This is a genomic window from Halococcus morrhuae DSM 1307 (genome assembly GCF_000336695.1).
Lineage (GTDB): Archaea > Halobacteriota > Halobacteria > Halobacteriales > Halococcaceae > Halococcus > Halococcus morrhuae.
The window spans coordinates 1,223-20,242 of record NZ_AOMC01000113.1 but is presented as its reverse complement, the minus strand read 5'-3'; the positions used below and the strand labels follow the sequence as shown (position 1 = coordinate 20,242).

Sequence of the window (19,020 nt, the reverse complement as noted above, 5' to 3'; positions counted from 1 at the left end):
AGATCCGCCCGTTATTCGACGTCGACCCACTCGCCGCGCTCGTCGCTGCGCTCGATGGCACCGAGCACGCGCTGGACCTCGGAGGCCGTCGCGAACGACGGTTCGTAGGGTTCGCCGGCCGCGATCGCCGAGAGGAACTCGTAGTCCTCGTGGACGAACGTGTGCTCCCAGCCGAGGACGTGCCCCGGCGGCCACCAGTGCTCGACGTAGGGGTCGGATTCGTCGGTCACGAGGACGGTCTCGTAGCCCCTGTCGCCTTCCCGGAGCAGCTCCAGTTCGTTCAGCCGTTCGAGCGAAAATTTCAGACTGCCCTCCGAGCCGTGCACCGCGATGGTGTGATCGTTCTTGTGGCCGCTCGCCATCCGCGAAGCCTCGAAGGTGCCCATCGCGCCGCCCGCGAATTCGGCCTGTGCCGAGTAGGCGTCGTCGACGGTCACGGGACGGGTTTCATCGCTTCCGTCCACCGGTCGCTCCTCGATGAACGTCTCCAGGTGGCCGCTGACGCGCTCGATGTCGCCCGCCCGCTCGCCGACCAGGAAGCGCGCGAGATCGACCGTGTGAGCGCCGAGATCGCCGAGTGCCCCGCTGCCCGCGAGCTCTTCGTCCATGCGCCACGTCCACGGGTCCTCGGGATCGGTGCCCCAATCCTGGAGATATCGCCCGCGCACGTGACGGATCTCGCCGAGCTCGCCCGCGTCGATCAGGTTCTTCGCGTACTGGATGGCCGGCACGAATCGGTAGTTGAACGCACAGCCGGCGATCGCGTCGCTCTCGGCAGCCGCCTCAGCCATGCGCTCGGCGTCTTCCACCGTGGGCGCGAGCGGTTTCTCACAGAACACCGGCACGTCGGCGTCGAGTGCCGCGATCGACGGTTCGGGATGGAGGTGGTTCGGTCCGAGATTGTAGAAGACGTCCACCTCGTCGATGGCCGTCTCCCAGTCGGTTTCCGTGTTGGCGAAGCCGAACCGATCCGCGGCATCCGCCAGCGCGCCCTCGTCGCGCCCGACGAGCGTGTGGCGCTCGATGTCCGGTGCGTCGTCGAAGAACATCGGGAGGCGCGCGAAGGCGTTCGAGTGGGCCCTGCCCATGAACCGATAGCCGAGGACGCCGATTTGTAGTGCCATATCGGGCGTACAGTCGAGGGCATCTTAGGTTTCGGGGTCGAACCCCACGTGCTTCTATCCAACAGTATCAGTGCCAATCGGCGAGGAATTCGACGACGTCATCGAGCGACGGATACGCACGATCGACCCGTTCGACGGTTCGACGCACGTCCCGCGGAGCCATCCCTTCGTCGGCGATGAACACCCCGACGTGATCGGTCACGCCGGCGAAATCCTTTCGATCATAGGTCACGACGATCCGACCGGTGTCCCGGCCCGCAGCGAGCACCGCCCCATCGCTCGCGCCCTTTTCGAGAAGAGCACCGACCCGTTTCACGTCGTGGCCGGCCGAACCGAGCGCCGATACGTGTGCCGGCCGGCAGTTCTCGTCAGCGAGGAGCCGCATTACGCTCGCTCGATGATTTCATCGGGATCAACCGGTCGCTCGTCGCGAATCCGATCGACCGCAGCACGAGCCTCGCGATCGATCTCGCGCAGTGTTTCGGGGTTGTCGAACGCGTAAGCGAGTGCGGCGTGGACATCGGCGACGGAGATCCCATCGTAGCCCGCAGCGATCTCCTCGGGAGCTTCGCCGTTTTCGTACCGACGGTAGACGTGTGCGACCCCAATGCGCGTTCCGGCGAGACGCGGATCGCCGCCGAGCACGTCTGCATCCGTCGTGATGGACTTCATCAGTACCACTATACGGCCGATCGTCCTTAAACTCTCGTCAGGAGTTCACTCCGCCCAGTAAGCGTCGCCGGGCGTGGTCGCGAACACGGCCCGTGAGAGCACGTCGACGGCCTTCTCCAGGCCCTCGCGCGAACTCGTCAGCGAATCCTCGTGTTCGATCGAGAGCGCGCCGTCGTAGCCGACCATTCTGAGGGTCGAGACGACCTCCTTCCAGTGGGATTCGCCGTGGCCGTAGCCCACGGTTCTGAACAGCCACGAGCGCTCGGCCTCCTCGGTGTAGGGTGTCGTGTCCAGGTAGCCCTTCACGTCGGCGTTGGCCTCGTAGAGCCCAGTATCCTTCGCGTGGACGTGGTGGATCGCCTCGCTGAGATACCTGATCGCCCGCGGTACGTCGATACCCTGCCAGTAGAGATGCGAGGGGTCGAAGTTCGCGCCGATGCGCTCGTTGGTGGCCTCGCGCAGTCGCTCCATCCCCGTCGGCTCGTAGACGAGCATGTTCGGATGCATCTCGATGGCGATATCCACGCCCTGATCGTCGGCGAATTCGGCGAGCCCCGCCCAGTAGTCCTCGGCGACCTCCCACTGATAATCGTGGGCCTCCTTGTGCTCGGCCGGCCACGGCGCGGTGATCCAGTTGGGCACCTCGTCGTTCGGCCCGCCGGCGGGCAGCCCCGAGAAGGTCGTGACGGTGTCGACGCCCAGCTGGGCGGCGAGTTCGATCGCCTCTCGGAGTTCAGTGTCGGCCGCGTCGGCGCGCTCGTCGTCGGGATGAATCGGATTGTTGTGCGTCGCGAGCGCGCTCACCCGGAGGTCGTGATCGTCGAGACGTTCCTGGAGTTCGCCTTGGGCCGCCTCGTCGTCGAGATACTCCTCGCGCACGAGGTGGTCGTCGCCGGGGTTGCCGCCACAGCCCAGTTCGACGGTGTCGATGTCGAGATCGCCGAGATAGGCGAGCGTTTCGTCGAGCGACTGTTCGCCGAGGGGCACGGTGAGCACGCCAACGTCCATACGAACGGTTCCCGGTGGCGGGCGAATAAACCTTCACCCTGTCTCCCCGCCGACCGGCCGACGGAATCGATGAGCGCTCGTGCCGCAGGTTTTTCGTTGCTCGGTCGTTACGTCCGGTCATGGGTGTCAGACCGCCGCAGGACGACGCCGACGAGCCGGAGAGCCTCGCGTTCGGCATCGCCGCGCTCGCCGAGCGCCTCGACCGCGCCGACGTCTCCTATCCCATCGGCTCGGCGGAACTGGTCCGCGTGCTCGACGACCCCGAGATCCCCTGTGACCCCGCCGGCAACGGGCTCGCGCTCTCGACGGCGCTCGACCGCGCAGACGAGGAGCGGTTCGACTCCGCGGGGGAACTACACGACGCGCTCCATCCGGTCTTCGAGCGCCACCGCCGTTCGTCCTCTACCGGAATTCTGGGGCGGCTCCGCTCGCTCTTCTAGTCCCGCTCGCCCGCCCGCCCGCTCACACGCCCACGCCGGTCGTCCACGCGAGCGCGCTCGGCTCGCGGCTCGTTTTCGGCCACCGATCCCGAATCGTCCCGTGCGTTCGCGACGAGTCCCTCGAAACGGCGCGTCTGCTCGCGGTTGATCGCGAGGATCATGTCCGAGAGCACGCCGAACATCACCAGCTGGACGCCGACGATGACCGCGAAGGCCGCCGCGACCGCGAGCACCTCGTGGGAGATGCGAAGGGTGAGCCACTCGACGAGGACGTAGGCGGCCAGAATCGCGCCGACGAACCCCGAGAGTGCACCGGCGCTCCCGAAATAGAAGAGCGGGTTGTTCGTCTTGGCCAGGCGATAGAGCGTGAGTAGGATGCGCGCGCCGTCGCGTACGGGTCGGAGGTTCGTCTCCGACTCGGCGGGCCGGGCGCGGTAGGTGATCGGGACGACCCGCGTGGCGATCCCGTGTTTGACACACTCGACGGCGAGTTCCGTCTCGATGCCGAACCCTTCAGCCGTCGGTCGACAGCGCTCGAACGACTCGCGGGTGAAGGCACGATAGCCGCTGAGAACGTCGCCGACATCGCGGCCATGGACGGTGCGGAAAGCACGGTTGATGAGGCGATTGCCTAATCCGTTGAACCGCGTCATCGCGCCGTCGGCCATATCGGCGTATCGGTCGCCGATGACGTGATCGGCCTCGCCGGCGAGAAGTGGATCGAGCAGCGCCTCGGCGTCGGCCGGGCGGTAGGTGCCGTCGCCGTCGAGCATCAGAATGTAGGGGGCCGTCGAGTGGTCGATCCCCTCACGAACGGCCTGGCCCTTGCCAGCACCTTTCCCCTGACCGGACTGTTCGATGACATGTGCGCCGTGGTCACGGGCGAGTTCCCGCGTACCGTCGGTCGAGTGGCCATCGACGACGAGCACGTTGGAAAAGCCGCGCTCGATGAAGCCGTCGATGACGCCGCCGATGGTCGCGGCCTCGTCGAAGGTAGGGATCAGGACGCAGACGTCGCCGCGATCGGCCATTGCCCGCTCTCGGCAGGCCACGCGCAAAACCCTTTGGCACTCCCGCGCCGCCCCTCACTCCTCGTCGCGCTGTTCGCTCAGATGCTCCCAGATCTCGGTGCAGCCACAGCCGTCCGGGACGTCCGCGAGATGCTCGTCGTCGGTTGACGTGTCGGGTTCCATAGTTACTCGCTCTCCGAGTAACCGATCACGCCGCAGTATTAAATAGCTTTCCCCGACGCCGCGTTTACAACCCCGCCCGCCGGAGGGCGATCATGAGCGATCCAACCGGGACCCTCGACAGAGTCGGTCTCACCGACTACGAAGAACGGGCGCTGACCGAGCTGTTCACCCTGGGTCGGACGACCGCGCCGACGCTCGCCGAGAGCACGGGTATCCCCAAAGCCCGTGTCTATGGCGTTCTCGACGCACTCGCCGATCGCGGGTTCGTGAAGGTGATCCCCGAACGGCCGAAACGCTACCAGCCCCGATCGCCCGAAACGATCCTCGAACGCGCCGTCGAGAACCGACGCCAGGAGTACGAGGGATTTCGTGCCGATCTCGACGAACAGCGCGCGGCCTTTCTGGAGGAGTTCGAACCGCGCTACGAGCGCGCGAGCGAGGACGTGACCCCCACCGAGGAGCTGTTCTCGGTCGTCGACGTCGGCGAGCCGAGCGAGTCCGCGACCCGGCGGCTCTACCACGAAGCGGAGAGTCAGCTCCGCATCATCTCCAAGAGCTTCGAGTATCTCGATACCGTCGCGCCGGCGCTCGCCGGTGCCGTCGAGCGCGACATCGACGTCGCGATACTACTGCTCCATCCCGACCAGCTCGACGCCGACAACGCCGCGATCCAAGCCGATCTCGTCGACCGCATCGAAAGCGAATATCCGGCCGTCGGCGTGCGATTCAGCACCGAGAAACTGCCGTGGCGGGGGACGCTCGCCGATCCGAGCATGGACTACGAGAGCGGGCGGGCGATCCTTCTCGTCGAAGAGAAGGACGTCCCGCTGTCGATGCGACAGGCCGCGCTCACCGAGAACGGCTCCTTTGTGGCGGGTCTCAAACGCTATTTCGACCTGATCTGGGAGCACGAGAGCGTCGCCGAGTATCCGAAATCGAGCGTGGAGAAAGAGTAATACAGAGCCGGACGATAGCGGTAGTGATGAACGTTGCGCTGGTGGTGTTGGATACACTCCGATACGATGCGTTTCAACGTCATTTCGACTGGCTATCGGGAATACGGTTCGAGAACATGTGGTCGACCGGAAGGTGGACGGTTCCCGTGCACGCATCGTTGTTCACCGGAAAATATCCGAGCGAGATCGGTGTTCACGCCGGGAACACGACACTCGATTGTTCGGAGCCTACGCTAGCCGAGACACTCAGCGAAGCCGACCACACGACACGTGGATTTTCGAACAACGTCAACATCACTGCCCCCTTTGCGTTCGACCGTGGCTTCGATTTCTTCGATGGCGGTTGGCGAGTACAGAACCTCGACACAGACACCTTCGACTGGGAAACGTTCGTCACGGAAACACGCAACCGCGGGCCACGGCGGTATCTCACCGGGCTTCGGCGTTGCGTCACTGAAGACTGTGCGACATGGCCGTCGATAAAACGTGGTGCGTTGCTCAAACTCCGAGATCTCGGTATTTCCGAACAGCCCGATGATGATGGTGCGAGTGAAACGCTTGAGTTCGTTCGAGAGACCACCTTCGGTAGCGACGAGTTCCTCTTCGTCAACCTAATGGAGGCTCATTGGCCATACGAACCACCCCAATCGTATCGACGATCCGATAGCGATTCGTTACAGGACGGTGATAGCTACAACGGTCTCGCCGCAACCCTTGGCGAGGGCCCACCCATCGATTCCGCAATCCTGGAGCGGGCTTACGACGATAGTGTCCGTTATCTCGCCGATGTTTACGAGGAGATCTTTTCGGTGCTCCGTGAGGATTTCGATTACATCGTCACGCTCAGCGATCACGGAGAGATGTTCGGTGAACATGGCGTCTGGCAGCATGCTTACGGAGTGCATCCCGCTCTCACACACGTACCGTGCATCATTTCGGGAGAGGGTGTTCCCGACCAGCAGTGTGCCGCGCCAACTAGCCTTCTCGATGTTCATCAAACGATATTGACACTGATGGAAGAGGACGCTCCATCGGATGGCCGAGTTCTTCCAACCGAATCGGTCGGCGAATGGGTAGCCAAGCAGTCGGACAGTACCACCGACGAGTCGTACGCTTGTTTCGCGGAACACCACGGTATCAACCGTCGAAGCGCTGCACGAGTCGCCGCCAACGGTGGAGACCCATCGGAAGCCGATCATGAACTGGCCGGCGTCGCAACAGCATCGGGATACGGATACGAAACACCAGACGGCCTCTCGATGGCTGAGATCGTCAGTGAGAGAGATGGCGAGCATACGGCCAGTATGGAGAAATTCCGGAACCGTCTTGCAACCCATCGAAAACGGATTCAACGTCGCACCGTTGAGGAAACGGCCACAACATCGTCTGTAATTCAGCAACGGCTCGAATCACTCGGATACGCGTAAATAATATCCCATATATTACGTACCTTCGTCTGCATAGCCGAGTGCTTCGAGTCGCTCGGCAACGGTTTCGTCGGACGGTTCCGCACCAGTCATTGAGTCTACATCAGGATCGCGCGTCCGGTGATCGGTCGCGCTTGTCACGAACCATGGAACTTCCCGAAGTACGTTCAGGGGAACGTTCGGGTGGCCATAGATACCCCACTCACCCTTGGCGTTACCGTGGTCTGCGGTGATAGCGACGCGCTCGGCATCGAGGTTTTCGAGAAGAATCGCCACATCGTCGAGGACATATCGGAGGTTTTCCACGTATGACAGCCAAACGTCGCGTTCGGTGAACTCTCCTCGACGTAAGCCCTGCCACGCATGCTCGGACCCATCGAGCCAATCATCGAGACCAACTCCGTTCATAAGTGGTGCGGGAACGGAAGGGAAGTGTGGCTGCATGTAATGAACGAGAAGACGGTCATCAGTTCCGGCTACCTCACGGCCAGCGACGATAGCACGGTCCGTTACCGAACGTGCGAGTACTGTTCCGCGAGTTTCGTCCCATGCGTCACGCCAGACTGGATCAAGTTTTCGAAAATCATCATCGTCGAAAAACCGCTGGGAATGTGGGTTCGCGGTAACCTGCACGGTCCGTTCCATCTCCTTGCGATATTCCTCGGTGAACGTCCGCTCCATCCATTCGTAGGAGGTCGAGCCGGGCGAGCGGTGGATGCCCGGGTTATCGAGGAACTCGTATTCGTGAGCGATGCCGTGGAGAACGTCGGCGCGACAGCCGTCGAGGATCACGAGCGCGTCCCACGGGCGGTCGTAGATATTGACGCCGGGGTCGGCGAAGCGGTTCCGGCGGAGCGCGCCGATCCACAGTTCATAGGCACTCGTGCAGACGCCAGCCATTCCATCGCTTTCGACCCGCGCTCCGGTCTCGGCGAGCCAGTCGGCGAACGTCATTGTCCCGAAATCGCGTCGCAGCGCCAAACGCCTTCGGCTTTCACCATACAATAGATGTCGACGGTTATCCCACAGCCGGTAGGTTCCGCCGGACGGTCGCCCGGAACCGCCGCGAGAGCACGGTCAACGTGGCGAAATAGGCCCCACCGCCGACGGCGACCAGCGCGACCGTCCACGCGACGCCCGCACCGGCGAACCCGCGCGCGACGAAGACGACGACACCCATCGCGACGGCGGCGAGCACCTGACTCGCCAACTCGCCGACGGGGATGGGGATCACGACGTACTGCTGGAGATACCAGTACGAGAGCACCAGTCCGACCGTCGCCGAAGTCGCGGTGGCGACGGCCGCGCCGAGCCAGCCGACGAGCGCGACGAGCGCCACGTTGAGCACGAGATTGGTGGCGACGAAGGTGACGTTGACCCGGAAGGCGCTGTCGGGCCGGTCGATCGCCGCGAGCACGTTCGTGAACTGGGACTGGTAGACGTAGAGCAGTCTGGCGGCCACAAGCACGAGCAGGATCGTGTAGCCGCGGGTGAACTCCGCGCCGTAGATGGCGAGCACGCGCCGGCCGACGACCGCACAGCCGACGAGACCGGGAATGACGAACAGTCCGGAGTAGGCCACCGCGTCGTCGATGAGTCCCTCGATACCGTCCTCGCCGGCGCTCGACAGTTCGCTGATCGCCGGGAACAGCGTCGTGCTGACCGACGCTCCGAACACCGCGAGCACCGACGCGAGGTTCCAAGCGACCTCGTAGACGCCGATCTGGCCCGACGAGATCGCGAAGGCGGGGATCGCGAGCACCAGCGTGTCCATCGAGGCGAAGGTGCGCGATTCGATGCCGGAAAACCAGGAGTATTTGGCGTACTCCAGCAGGCTCCGAAGTTGCTCGCGGGTCGGCAGCCGCGGACGGATGGCGAGCAGCGAGAGGCCGATGAGCCCCGTTAGCAGCTCCGCGACGACGTATCCGCCCAGAAGCCAACCCACAGTGCCGAAGCCGACCGCCACGACGCCGATCTGGAGCGCACCGCGGGCGGTGCGGTCGAACGGGCCGAGCAGCGAGGAGAGCGCTACCCGATGGCGGCCTTCGAGCGCCGCGCGCACCTGCCAGAGGAGCAGGCCAGTCGCGAGCAGTGCGAGCAGCCCGAGCGCCGCATCGGTTCTGAGATAATCGTTGAGTGGCTCGCGAAAGACGAGCACACCGCCGGCGAGCACGACGAACGCAGCCAACTGGACGGCGAGCCCCGCACCGAAGAACGCCCCCTCCGATTCCCCCTCGCTCACGCGCTTTCGGATGGCCATCTGGATGCCCTGCCCGCCGAGTACTTTCAGCCAGACCAGCACGGAGACCACCAGGAAGTAGTTGCCGAGCACCGCGTCGCCGAGCTCGCGGGCGAGATAGACGGTGACGACAAAGCCGAAGACCGAGGTGGCGATCTGGGAGAGGAAGTTGACGATCGACGTCTGTCCGATGCGCATCGCTGCCGCTCACTCCGCGTAGCCGAGATCGCGAAGGCGTTTCTTGGTACTCTCGTCCATCTCCACAGTCCGAATGTCGTCGGCGCTCGCCGCGATCCGCTCTCGATGCTCGTCGAGCACGCCGTCGAGCCGCTCGCACACCTCTGGGTGGCCGTCGGCGACGTTCTCATGCTCGTCGGGGTCGGCCGCGAGGTCGTAGAGCATGTGCCCGTCTCCACGCTCGATGTACTTCCAGCGCCGGTCGCGGTAGGCGAAGCGACGCTCGCCGCCGCCACGGTTGCCGTCGGCCCAGTCGCCGACGACGTGCTCTCGCGGCCAGTCGCCCTCGCCGTCGAGCAGCGGGCGGAGACTGTGGCCGACGAACGAATTCGACTGTTCGCCGCCCGCGTAATCGATGATGGTCGGCGTGACGTCGGCCAGCCCGACGAGTTCGTCATGCGTGGTCGAGAGACCATCGTTCCCGAGACTGACGATCAACGGCACGTGGAGCACCTCGTCGTGGAATGTCTGGGTGTGGCTGTACCCACCATGCTCACCGAACGCCTCACCGTGATCAGCGGTGACGATCACCATCATGTCGTCGCCCCAGGCCTCCCGAACGTGCTCGACCAATCGACCGATCTCCGCATCGGTGAAGCGGATCTCGGCGTCGTAGAGGTCGATCAGCGTCTCGCGTTCGTCGTCGGTGATTTCGGCGGGGGCCTCGATCATCTTCCGGCGGAGCTTGATCGCCTCGCGCTCGGGAACGGGATCGATGCCGAGCGCGCGCTGGTGGCGCTCGGGCGGGCGATAGGGGTGGTGGACGTCCATGTAGTGCGTCCAGAGGAATCGGGGGTCATCGCGCTCGTTCTCAGCCCAATCGATGGCCTTCTCGGTGATGTCGTCGGCCCGGACGTATGCCGACCCGACGTTGACGCCGGCTTCCTTTTCGGCCGTGTCGACCGCTCGCGAGAGGACGCTGTAGAGCCAGCCGTCCTCGTCGAGACGCTCTTCAACGGCTCCTTTCACCCGGGCCGTCGGCGACGGATCGCTCTTCGAGTCGAAGAAGGAATCGAACCCCCGCGAATAGCCGAACTCCGCTGAGAGATAGAGATTTGAATGAAAACCTCCCGACCGATAGGCGGCGGGGAGCGCCTCGGTGACGAGGGTTCGGTTCTCGGAGAGACGCTCGTAGCCGCCGTACATGAGGGCGGTCGACGAAGTGAGAATCGACGGAAACGACGCGCGGGTCGCGCAGGCGTGAGCGAACGCGTTCGTGAACCGATGCCCGTTCGCCGCGAGTCGATCGACTGACGGCGTCGTTTCTCGCTCGTAGCCGGCCGCCGAGAGGTGATCGGCTCGGAGGGAATCGACGGTGATGAGCAACACGTCCCGCATTCGCTTCCGTGTCCTCACCACATCGGTTAGTACCTTTCCGTCGCCGGCGCTCGCCGAGTGGACTCCAAACGTTCAAGCGAGTGGCACGGTCAGAGTCGGCGATGTCCGATCCAGCGGTCTCGCTGCCCGAGTCGCTCCAAGAGGGCGAGGGACCGCTCGTGTCGGTGATAGTCCCGACCTACGGCGACAGCGAGTATCTCGGCCCAGCGCTCGAATCCATCGCGGCTCAGACCCACGGAAACGTCGAACTGATCGTCGTCGATAGCTCCGACGTGTCTTGGCTGCGCGAGCTCGCGGACCGCGTCGAGGGATTCACCTACCTGTATCAAGAACCCAGCGGCCTCGCGGCGGCGCGCAATCGCGGGCTCGATGCCGCCACCGGCGAGATGGTCGCCTTTCTCGATGCCGACGATCGCTGGCTTCCCGAAAAACTCGACCGACAGCTCGCGGCCGTCGCCGACGGTGCCGACGTCGTCTACTCAGACGTCTATCTCGTCGAGGACGGTGAAAAACGCCGCCAGTCCGCGCTGCCGGTCCGTAATCCCGAGACCCACCATATCGACTTCCTCTACGAGGGCGGGGTGCCGATGCCGACCGTGCTCGCCCGCCGGGAGTGTTTCGCCGACGAGCGCTTCGACGAACGTCTGCCAGTTGCCGAAGATCGCCACCTCTGGGCGCGGCTGTTCGCCCGCTATCGACCTGCGCGCGTGGCCGAGCCGCTCGCGTGCTACACCCGACGAGAAGGGTCGATGAGCTCCGATCTCGAACTGATGTACGAGACCGAGCTGACCGTTATCGACGATCTCGCGGATCGACTGCCCGATCTTGCGGTCCACCGCGCGGCGCTCGAACACAAGGCGCAGTACAAATACGGCAAGCGACTGCTGCGGGCCGGCAGGAGTTCGAAAGCACGGCGCGAACTCCGGCGGGCGGTCGCCGCCGGCGAGCGCGACCCGCGTGCGCTCGCCCTCCTCACGGTCGCGTACGCACCCACTGGCCACGCACGGCTGCTGGAGCTGCTCGAACGCCTTCAGGAGCGTCGCCGATAGTCGCCAGTCAATCGACTCGAACGCGACGCCTACCGCCGTAGCGCCTCGCGCTCGCCGAGGAACACGTCAAGTTCGCGCTCGGTGGGCAGCCCCTCGACGTCGCCAGTCACGGTCGTGGCGAACGCGCCGACGGCGTTGGCACGCTTCGTCGCCTCGACTGCGCCGAGCCCGCGGAGACGACCGTCGAGGAAGCCGGCGGCAAACCCGTCGCCCGCGCCGATGGGATCGACGACGCGCTCGACCTCGTAGCCCGGCACGCGGGTCGCCTCACCGTCGTCGACAAGCGCGCCCTCGGCACCGAGTTTGACGACCGCGATGGCAGCCCCCCGATCGCGACACGCGTTCGCGATCTCGTCAGGGGTATCGGCGTCGAACAGCGTCCGTCCCTCTTCGATTCCAGGAAGGACGATGTCGCTCTTCTCGACGAGTGCAAGCAGCGTTCGTCGCATCTCCTCGTCGCTCTCCCAGAGCTTGTGGCGGATGTTCGGGTCAAACGATATCCTCGTCCCCGCCTCGCGTGCGCGCTCGATGGCCGCGAGGGTCGCCTCACGACAGGAGTCGCTCAGTGCGGGCGTGATACCAGTGAGATGGAGATAGTCGGCCGTTTCGATGGCGTCGGTGGGGAGATCGTCAGGTGTCATCGTGCTCGCGGCCGAGCCGTGGCGGTAGTAGTAGACCGAGGTCTCCCCGAGCGCGCGCCGTTCCTTGAACATGATCCCCGTCGGCGCGTCGTCGGTGAATTCGACGGTCGCGGTATCGACCCCCTCGCCACGGACGAACGAGTTGATGTAGTTGCCATGCGGGTCCGCGCCGAGTTTGCTGTGCCAGGTCACGTCGTTGCCGAGCCGCGAGAGGGCGATGGCGACGTTGCTCTCGGCACCACCGAGGCTCTTCTTGAACGTCTGTTGGTGTTTCGTCGGCCCCGGTTCGTCGGGGCTGAACAGCACCATCGTTTCGCCGAGCGTGAGCACGTCCGATGTCATGGCTCGACCTACACGGGCGGCACGGTAGGCGTTGCGGAATCCGCTCCCCGGACGTTTATGATTACACACCGAGAACGAACGCCATGAGCCACGACGCGACTGCGAACGACGATCCGCTCGATCTCGGCGGCGTCATCCCGCCGATGGTGACGGCGTTCGACGAGGACGAATCGGTCGATTACGAGACGACGGCCGACCACGCCCGGTTCATCGTCGATCGGGGCGTCCACGGCGTCTTCCCGCTGGGAACGAACGGCGAGTTCGCGCTACTCGACGCCGACGAACAGGCCGGCGTCGTCGAGGCGGTCGTCGACGAGGTCGGCGGCGAAGTGCCGGTCATCGCGGGCGTCGGTGCGCCGAGCACGTATCACACGGTCGAACGCGCTCGACGCGCCGCCGAGGCCGGCGCGGACGGGCTCGTTGTCGTCACGCCCTACTACTACCCGGTCGACGAGACGGGCGCGGTCGAACACTACCGCCGCGTCGCCGAGGCCACCGAACTGCCGATCTACGTCTATCACATACCCTCGAAGACGGGCAACGCGCTCAGCCACGCGACGCTCGACGCGCTCGCCGAGATCGACGGACTCGCCGGCGTCAAGGATTCGAGCAAGGACGTCCCCTGGCTCNCCCCGACCTCGTCTTCCTCGCCGGGTCGGACTCGCTGCAGTTCCCCGGCCGGCTCGTCGGCTGTACCGGTGGCGTGAGCGCGGTGGCGAACGCCCTCCCCGAACTGCTCGTCGATCTCCACGAGTCGTACACGGCAGGCGATATCGAGCACGCACGCGAGTGTCAGAGCACCCTCTATCGGGTGCGCGACGCGTTCAAGGGTGGGCCGTATCTCGCCGGCGTGAAGGCCGCACTCTCGCTGCGTGGGTTCGACGCCGGCCCGCTGCGGAGTCCGCTTCGCGGGATGAACGACGAGGAGCGATCGGCGCTCGAAGCCACCATCCGCGCCGAGGGGTTGCTCTGAGTCGGGCGGGCGAACACGCTTATGCGCTCGGCACCCCCGAGGCGACTATGGATCGGTACGATCTCCTCTACGAGCTCTACGAGTCGTTCGACACCGACGGCCTGCGCGACCACCAGCGGTTCATCGATGTCTTCCCGCCAGTCGATTCGCGCGTCGCGCTCGAAGGCTACCAGGAGATCGCCACCGAACTCGACGAGCGAAAGGGCGAGATCCGTGACGCCTTCCAGTACGGCGAGACGCTCGCGGATATCGCCGCCCACGCCAGCCGCGAGGAGGCGTTCACCGCGCTCGATCTCCTGACCAAACACGACCGCGGGGTGAACGTCCTCGTGCTCGACGTCGACGAAACGCTCAGGTCTGCGGGTGGCACCGACAACGAGATCCCCCGCGAGACGCTCCACTACCTGACCGAACTCCACGAGGCGGGCATCCCCGTCGTCATCTGTACCGGCCAAACGCTGGAGAACGTGAAGGGGTTCGCCATCCAGGGGCTCGGCAGCGAGCTCGTCCACTCCGGAACGCTGAGTATCGTTTACGAGGCCGGTACCGGCGTGTTCACGCCCGGTCACGGTTCGGAGACGAAGAAGTTGCTCTACGAGCGCCTCGACGAGCGGATCCAGGACGTCTTCTACGCGCTGCGCTCGCGCGTGTTGCCCGAGGCCCCCGACAGGATCCGGGAGGGCTGTCATCTCCAAGGCAACGAGTTCAACGTCACTCTGAAACCGAANGAGGCCCCCGACAGGATCCGGGAGGGCTGTCATCTCCAAGGCAACGAGTTCAACGTCACTCTGAAACCGAACGCCGAGACCGGCAGTCCGGAGGCCGAGGAGACCATCGACCGAGCACTCTGCTATCTCGTCGATCTGCTCGGGACGATCGTGACGGAGGGAACCGACAGCGAGGAGGGAAGCGAGTGGGCACGGGCGTTCTACGCCGCGGCCGACCCCGAGATCCGTGGCGTGCTCGAACGTCGCGACCGGCTGGCGGAGCGAAACCCCGACGAGATGCCGGCGGCGTTATCGGAGGCTTTCGAGCGCATCGACGTCGCCTACTACGAGGCCGACGCCGCCGAGGTCGGCAGCCTGGAACTGAACAAGGTCGCGGGCGTCGAGGCGGCCTTCGACGTGCTCGGCGTCGACGACCCGTTCGCGCTCGTGATGGGCGATTCGAAGTCCGACCTGCGCGNCCTTCGACGTGCTCGGCGTCGACGACCCGTTCGCGCTCGTGATGGGCGATTCGAAGTCCGACCTGCGCGTGATGGAGTGGGTCGCCGACGGGAAGGGAATCGCCGCCGCACCCGAACACGCCTCGCGAGCGGTGCTCGATCACGTCATCAGAACCGACGAACTCGTCTTCGATCGCGGTGAAGCCGCCGCCATCCTGCGGATCGTCTCGGCGCTCAACCGGCTGGCGACGCTCGATTGACGCGGTACGACATCGTTTTTAGAATACGAGTAAACATCGAACCATGGGAATCGATTACGCCGACCTGCACGACCCGAACGCCGAATACACGATGCGCGAGCTCTCGTCGGAGACGATGGGCGTGCGGGCCAAACGCGGCGGCGGGCGCGACGTCGAGATCACCGACGTGCAGACGACGATGGTCGACGGCAACTTCCCGTGGACGCTGGTGCGAGTGTACACCGACGCGGGCATCGTCGGCACGGGCGAGGCCTACTGGGGGGCTGGCGTGCCAGAGATCATTGCCCGGATGACGCCGTTCGTCGTCGGCGAGAACCCGCTCGACATCGATCGGTTGTTCGAGCATCTCGTCCAGAAGATGTCCGGCGAGGGCTCGATCGGCGGGACGGTCATCACGGCTATCTCGGGCATCGAGATCGCGCTCCACGACCTCGCGGGCAAGATCCTGGAACTCCCGGCCTACCAGCTGCTGGGTGGAAAATACCGTGACTCGGTGCGCGTCTACTGCGACTGTCACGCGGGCGAAGAGGAGGACCCACAGGCGAATGCCGACGAGGCCGAACGCGTTGTCGAGGAACTGGGCTACGACGCGCTCAAGTTCGATCTCGACGTGCCCTCGGGCCACGAGAAGGACAAGGCCAACCGCCACCTCCGGAACAAGGAGATCGAGCACAAGGCCGAGATCGTCAGAGCGGTGACCGAACGCCTCGACGGCCGGGCCGACGCGGCCTTCGACTGCCACTGGGCGTTCACCGGTGGGAGTGCCAAACGCATCGCGCGGGCGATCGAAGATCACGATGTGTGGTGGCTCGAAGATCCCGTTCCGCCGGAGAACCACGACGTCCAGCACGAGGNAGATCACGATGTGTGGTGGCTCGAAGATCCCGTTCCGCCGGAGAACCACGACGTCCAGCACGAGGTCACCCGCAGCACGACCACGCCGATCGCCGCCGGCGAGAACGTCTATCGCAAGCACGGCTACCGCCGCCTCCTCGAAGAGCAGGCCGTCGACGTCGTCGCGCCCGATCTCCCGAAGATGGGTGGGATGCGCGAGACGAGAAAAGTCGCCGACATGGCCGACAGCTACTACGTGCCGGTGGCGATGCACAACGTCGCCTCACCCATCGGGACGATGGCGAGCGCTCACGTCGGCGCGGCCATCCCCAACTCGCTCGCCGTCGAGTACCACTCATACCAGCTCGGCTGGTGGGAGGAACTCGTCGAGGAGTCGGTCATCCGAGAGGGCGCGATCGAGATCCCCGAGCAACCGGGACTCGGGCTGACGCTCGATATGGATGCCGTCGCCGAGCATATGGTCGACGGTGAGGAATTGTTTGCGGAAGCGTAGCTTCCGCAAGCCCGTGAATCCTTGATTCACGACGTTCGATGCGGCGTAGCCGCATCGAGCTCGTGGAACAGTGTTCCACGGCGTTCGACGAAGCGTAGCTTCGTCGGGCCAGCGACAATTCGGTTCCTGGAAAATTTCGTCGATCAAGCCGTGAAATCGACAGCGGGCGGCCCGTTCGATCCGTCGAAAAGTATATGATGGTTCGTTACGCCGTTTGAGTCGAACGATGTCTGACTCCGAATCGAACTACTCACGGCGGACGTATCTGAAGGGCACCGCTGCGGCAAGCGCCGGCGCGATGGTCGGTCTCGCCGGCTGTGTCGGTGGCGGCGGTGGTGGGAACGGCAGTGGTGGAAACAACAGCAGCGGTGGCGGCTCGTCCGGTGGCGGCGGCAAGCTGCAGGTCCTCCACGGCTGGACCGGCGGCGACGGCAAGAAGGCCATCAACAACCTGATCAAGAAGTTCGAGGAGGCCCATTCCGACGTCAACACCAATTTCCAGGCCATCGGCGGCGGCGGCAACACCAATCTCGATACGACCATCTCGAACCGCGCACAGAACGGCAACCTCCCCAGTTCGTGGGCCGACTGGCCAGGCAACAACCTCGTCCAGTTCACCAGCGCCGGGCTCCTCGGCGACATCAGCAGCGACATCTGGACGAAGGACCTCAAACAGAACTACTCGAAGGAGGCCAAGCAGTACTCGCAGGTCGGTGAAAGCTCGAAATCCGTCGGCTCGGGGCCATACGTGGCGGTGCCGATCGGCTCCCACCGGATGAACGACCTGTTCTACAACGTCTCGGTCGTCGAGGAAGCCGGTGTCGACCCGACGAGCTTCTCGAAGCCGAGCGATCTGACGGCCGCGCTCAAGAAGGTCNTACAACGTCTCGGTCGTCGAGGAAGCCGGTGTCGACCCGACGAGCTTCTCGAAGCCGAGCGATCTGACGGCCGCGCTCAAGAAGGTCGAGCAGAACACCGACGCCGTCGGTCTCGCACAGGGGCTCGAAGCGCCGTTCACGACGCTCCAGCTCTGGGAGGTCGTCATGCAGGGACAGGCCGGCTACCAGGGGTTCATGGACTACATCAACGGCGAGGGCGATGAGAAGGCGGTGCGCAAGGCGTTCCAGACCGTCCAGAACTACTACGATCACATCAACGACGACGCGTCGAGCATCGGCTTCACGCAGGCCAACCAGAAGTTCATGAGCGGGAACGCGGCCTTCGTCCACAACGGCAACTGGGTCGCCGGCTCCTACCGCAACCAGGACGACTTCGAGTACGAAAAGGACTGGAACAACGTCACCTTCCCGGGTACCGACGATATGTACGGGATGCATCTCGATTCGTTCCCGTTCCCCGCCGACGGGCCCGCTCCCGAGGCCGCAAAGACGTGGCTCTCCTATCTGGGCACGACCGAGGCACAGGNGGGCCCGCTCCCGAGGCCGCAAAGACGTGGCTCTCCTATCTGGGCACGACCGAGGCACAGGTCGCGTTCAACCAGTACAAGGGGTCGATCCCGCCGCGAACCGATGCCCCGAGCGATAAGTTCGGCCCGTATCTCACCAAGACGATCAAGGAGTACAGCGAGGCCTCGCACAAGCCGCCGACGATCGCCCACGGGCTCGCCGTGCTGCCCGACGTCCACTCGGACATCGACGGCGTGATCACCAACGAGTTCCTCGGCTCGGGGAACCTCGACTCCGCAACCAAGGGGATGCTCGATGCCGTCTCCGGATCGAACTGACGTGGGACGGTCGATCCGATCACGGCTGAGCGACCTCCGTACTCGACTCGTGGGCGACACCGGCGACGACGAGACCGCGGTTCGCACCGACGGCGGGGCGACCGTGAGCCGTGGCTCGGCCGGCACAGGCCTGTCGGATCGACTGCGATCGCTGCGCAACAGCCGATTCGTCGGCTCGCTGCCGTTCTGGCTCCCACCGTTCCTGTTGATGGGGCTGTTCGTCTACGGGGCGATCGGCTGGAACTTCCTCATCTCGCTGACGGATATGGAGGGTTTTGGTGATCCGGACTACTCCGCGCTCGATTTCCAGCAGTACGCCGAACTGTTCGGCAGTCAGGCGTTCATCGACGCCGCACGCAACACGTTCGTCCTGCTGGTCGCGTTCACGATACTCTGTCTCGTGCTCGGGCTGGTGCTCGCGATCCTGCTCGATCGGACGCTCCGATTGCAGAACACGTTCCGGCTGGTGTATCTGCTGCCGTTCAGCCTCTCGTTCGTTGTGACCGCCCAGCTCTGGGCGTGGATGTACGACATCGACAACGGCATCATCAACTCGGTACTGAGCATCGGCGGACTCCAGCCGGACTGGATCGGCAACCCACAGCTCGTGCTCGGTGCGGTNTCTTCGCGCTGGTCTGGCAGTTCAGCGGCTACGCGATGGTGGTCTTTCTCGCCGGATTGCAGGCGATCCCGGACGAACACTTCGAGGCGGCGCGTATCGATGGCGCGAGCACGATCACGATGTACTGGCGGGTCATCATCCCCCAGCTCAGGGGCTCGGTCATCAGCGCGCTCGTCGTGCTGATGATCGGTGCGCTCAAAGCGTTCGACTTCCTGTACGCGCTGTTCGGCCAGTACCGTCCC

14 protein-coding genes and 5 pseudogenes (1 of these 19 running past the window's edge) are annotated in these 19,020 nt (G+C 64.6%); 10 read left to right on the top strand and 9 right to left on the bottom strand.

Going from position 1 to position 19,020, the window contains the following annotated elements:
• Positions 1–11: 11 nt before the first annotated feature.
• The 4 genes from C448_RS09350 to C448_RS09335 form a co-directional block, all read right to left on the bottom strand.
• On the bottom strand, positions 12–1,124 hold the full coding sequence (locus C448_RS09350; protein ID WP_004054119.1) for a Gfo/Idh/MocA family protein: 1,113 nt from the start codon (positions 1,122–1,124) through the stop codon (positions 12–14).
• Between the two features lie 67 nt (positions 1,125–1,191).
• Positions 1,192–1,509, bottom strand: coding sequence for a DUF5615 family PIN-like protein (locus C448_RS09345; RefSeq protein WP_004054118.1), 318 nt, complete (start codon positions 1,507–1,509; stop codon positions 1,192–1,194).
• Positions 1,509–1,796, bottom strand: coding sequence for a DUF433 domain-containing protein (locus C448_RS09340; protein ID WP_004054117.1), 288 nt, complete (start codon positions 1,794–1,796; stop codon positions 1,509–1,511). Before C448_RS09340 ends, C448_RS09345 begins: the two co-directional genes overlap by 1 nt.
• Positions 1,797–1,841: 45 nt before the next feature.
• Positions 1,842–2,804: a sugar phosphate isomerase/epimerase family protein gene (locus C448_RS09335; RefSeq protein ID WP_004054116.1), complete on the bottom strand. Its 963-nt coding sequence runs from the start codon at positions 2,802–2,804 to the stop codon at positions 1,842–1,844.
• Between the two features lie 119 nt (positions 2,805–2,923).
• On the opposite strand from C448_RS09335, the gene C448_RS09330 reads away from it, so the two are divergent.
• The gene (locus tag C448_RS09330; protein ID WP_004054115.1) at positions 2,924–3,244 is read left to right on the top strand and encodes a DUF5789 family protein; all 321 of its coding nucleotides are present in this window, start codon (positions 2,924–2,926) and stop codon (positions 3,242–3,244) included.
• On the opposite strand, the gene aglJ is transcribed toward C448_RS09330, so the two are convergent.
• Complete coding sequence (gene aglJ / locus C448_RS09325; RefSeq protein ID WP_004054114.1) at positions 3,241–4,275, bottom strand: S-layer glycoprotein N-glycosyltransferase AglJ; 1,035 nt, start codon at positions 4,273–4,275, stop codon at positions 3,241–3,243. The two genes, C448_RS09330 and aglJ, sit on opposite strands and share 4 nt — an antisense overlap.
• A gap of 254 nt (positions 4,276–4,529) precedes the next feature.
• Between aglJ and C448_RS09320 the strand changes: the two genes are divergently transcribed.
• Both C448_RS09320 and C448_RS09315 read left to right on the top strand, forming a co-directional pair.
• On the top strand, positions 4,530–5,393 hold the full coding sequence (locus C448_RS09320; RefSeq protein WP_004054112.1) for a TrmB family transcriptional regulator: 864 nt from the start codon (positions 4,530–4,532) through the stop codon (positions 5,391–5,393).
• 26 nt (positions 5,394–5,419) lie between these two features.
• Positions 5,420–6,820: a sulfatase-like hydrolase/transferase gene (locus C448_RS09315; RefSeq protein ID WP_004054111.1), complete on the top strand. Its 1,401-nt coding sequence runs from the start codon at positions 5,420–5,422 to the stop codon at positions 6,818–6,820.
• 15 nt (positions 6,821–6,835) lie between these two features.
• Here C448_RS09315 and C448_RS09310 read toward each other — a convergent pair whose 3' ends face one another.
• The 3 genes from C448_RS09310 to C448_RS09300 form a co-directional block, all read right to left on the bottom strand.
• Positions 6,836–7,774: a hypothetical protein gene (locus tag C448_RS09310; RefSeq protein WP_004054110.1), complete on the bottom strand. Its 939-nt coding sequence runs from the start codon at positions 7,772–7,774 to the stop codon at positions 6,836–6,838.
• 64 nt (positions 7,775–7,838) lie between these two features.
• A complete protein-coding gene (locus tag C448_RS09305) occupies positions 7,839–9,257 on the bottom strand; it encodes an oligosaccharide flippase family protein (RefSeq protein ID WP_004054109.1) in 1,419 nt (472 codons plus the stop codon).
• A 9-nt stretch (positions 9,258–9,266) separates the two neighbouring features.
• Positions 9,267–10,634, bottom strand: a complete 1,368-nt coding sequence (locus C448_RS09300; RefSeq protein WP_004054108.1) for a sulfatase — start codon at positions 10,632–10,634, stop codon at positions 9,267–9,269.
• Positions 10,635–10,735: 101 nt separating this feature from the next.
• Here C448_RS09300 and C448_RS09295 point away from each other — a divergent pair, with 101 nt between their 5' ends.
• A complete protein-coding gene (locus tag C448_RS09295; RefSeq protein WP_004054107.1) occupies positions 10,736–11,683 on the top strand; it encodes a glycosyltransferase family 2 protein in 948 nt (315 codons plus the stop codon).
• Between the two features lie 29 nt (positions 11,684–11,712).
• Here C448_RS09295 and C448_RS09290 read toward each other — a convergent pair whose 3' ends face one another.
• On the bottom strand, positions 11,713–12,666 hold the full coding sequence (locus C448_RS09290) for a sugar kinase (protein WP_004054106.1): 954 nt from the start codon (positions 12,664–12,666) through the stop codon (positions 11,713–11,715).
• A gap of 83 nt (positions 12,667–12,749) precedes the next feature.
• On the opposite strand from C448_RS09290, the pseudogene C448_RS09285 reads away from it, so the two are divergent.
• From C448_RS09285 to C448_RS09265, 6 genes and pseudogenes are all read left to right on the top strand, one after another.
• Positions 12,750–13,639: pseudogene (locus C448_RS09285) on the top strand (dihydrodipicolinate synthase family protein).
• Between the two features lie 47 nt (positions 13,640–13,686).
• Positions 13,687–15,064: pseudogene (locus tag C448_RS09280) on the top strand (HAD family hydrolase).
• A 43-nt stretch (positions 15,065–15,107) separates the two neighbouring features.
• Positions 15,108–16,412, top strand: coding sequence for a mandelate racemase/muconate lactonizing enzyme family protein (locus tag C448_RS09275; RefSeq protein ID WP_004054103.1), 1,305 nt, complete (start codon positions 15,108–15,110; stop codon positions 16,410–16,412).
• 226 nt (positions 16,413–16,638) lie between these two features.
• Positions 16,639–17,274 (top strand): annotated as a pseudogene (locus tag C448_RS16790) (extracellular solute-binding protein); the annotation flags it as partial.
• A 76-nt stretch (positions 17,275–17,350) separates the two neighbouring features.
• Positions 17,351–18,076 (top strand): annotated as a pseudogene (locus C448_RS17230) (extracellular solute-binding protein); the annotation flags it as partial.
• A gap of 57 nt (positions 18,077–18,133) precedes the next feature.
• Positions 18,134–19,020, top strand: a pseudogene (locus C448_RS09265) (carbohydrate ABC transporter permease) (it continues 91 nt past the right edge of the window).

Bases quoted from the DNA above. Each gene is read 5' to 3' on its own strand.
- C448_RS09350 (WP_004054119.1), bottom strand. From the start codon at position 1,124: ATGGCACTACAAATCGGCGTCCTCGGCTATCGGTTCATGGGCAGGGCC.
- C448_RS09345 (WP_004054118.1), bottom strand. From the start codon at position 1,509: ATGCGGCTCCTCGCTGACGAGAACTGCCGGCCGGCACACGTATCGGCG.
- C448_RS09340 (WP_004054117.1), bottom strand. From the start codon at position 1,796: ATGAAGTCCATCACGACGGATGCAGACGTGCTCGGCGGCGATCCGCGT.
- C448_RS09335 (WP_004054116.1), bottom strand. From the start codon at position 2,804: ATGGACGTTGGCGTGCTCACCGTGCCCCTCGGCGAACAGTCGCTCGAC.
- C448_RS09330 (WP_004054115.1), top strand. From the start codon at position 2,924: ATGGGTGTCAGACCGCCGCAGGACGACGCCGACGAGCCGGAGAGCCTC.
- aglJ (WP_004054114.1), bottom strand. From the start codon at position 4,275: ATGGCCGATCGCGGCGACGTCTGCGTCCTGATCCCTACCTTCGACGAG.
- C448_RS09320 (WP_004054112.1), top strand. From the start codon at position 4,530: ATGAGCGATCCAACCGGGACCCTCGACAGAGTCGGTCTCACCGACTAC.
- C448_RS09315 (WP_004054111.1), top strand. From the start codon at position 5,420: ATGAACGTTGCGCTGGTGGTGTTGGATACACTCCGATACGATGCGTTT.
- C448_RS09310 (WP_004054110.1), bottom strand. From the start codon at position 7,774: ATGACGTTCGCCGACTGGCTCGCCGAGACCGGAGCGCGGGTCGAAAGC.
- C448_RS09305 (WP_004054109.1), bottom strand. From the start codon at position 9,257: ATGCGCATCGGACAGACGTCGATCGTCAACTTCCTCTCCCAGATCGCC.
- C448_RS09300 (WP_004054108.1), bottom strand. From the start codon at position 10,634: ATGCGGGACGTGTTGCTCATCACCGTCGATTCCCTCCGAGCCGATCAC.
- C448_RS09295 (WP_004054107.1), top strand. From the start codon at position 10,736: ATGTCCGATCCAGCGGTCTCGCTGCCCGAGTCGCTCCAAGAGGGCGAG.
- C448_RS09290 (WP_004054106.1), bottom strand. From the start codon at position 12,666: ATGACATCGGACGTGCTCACGCTCGGCGAAACGATGGTGCTGTTCAGC.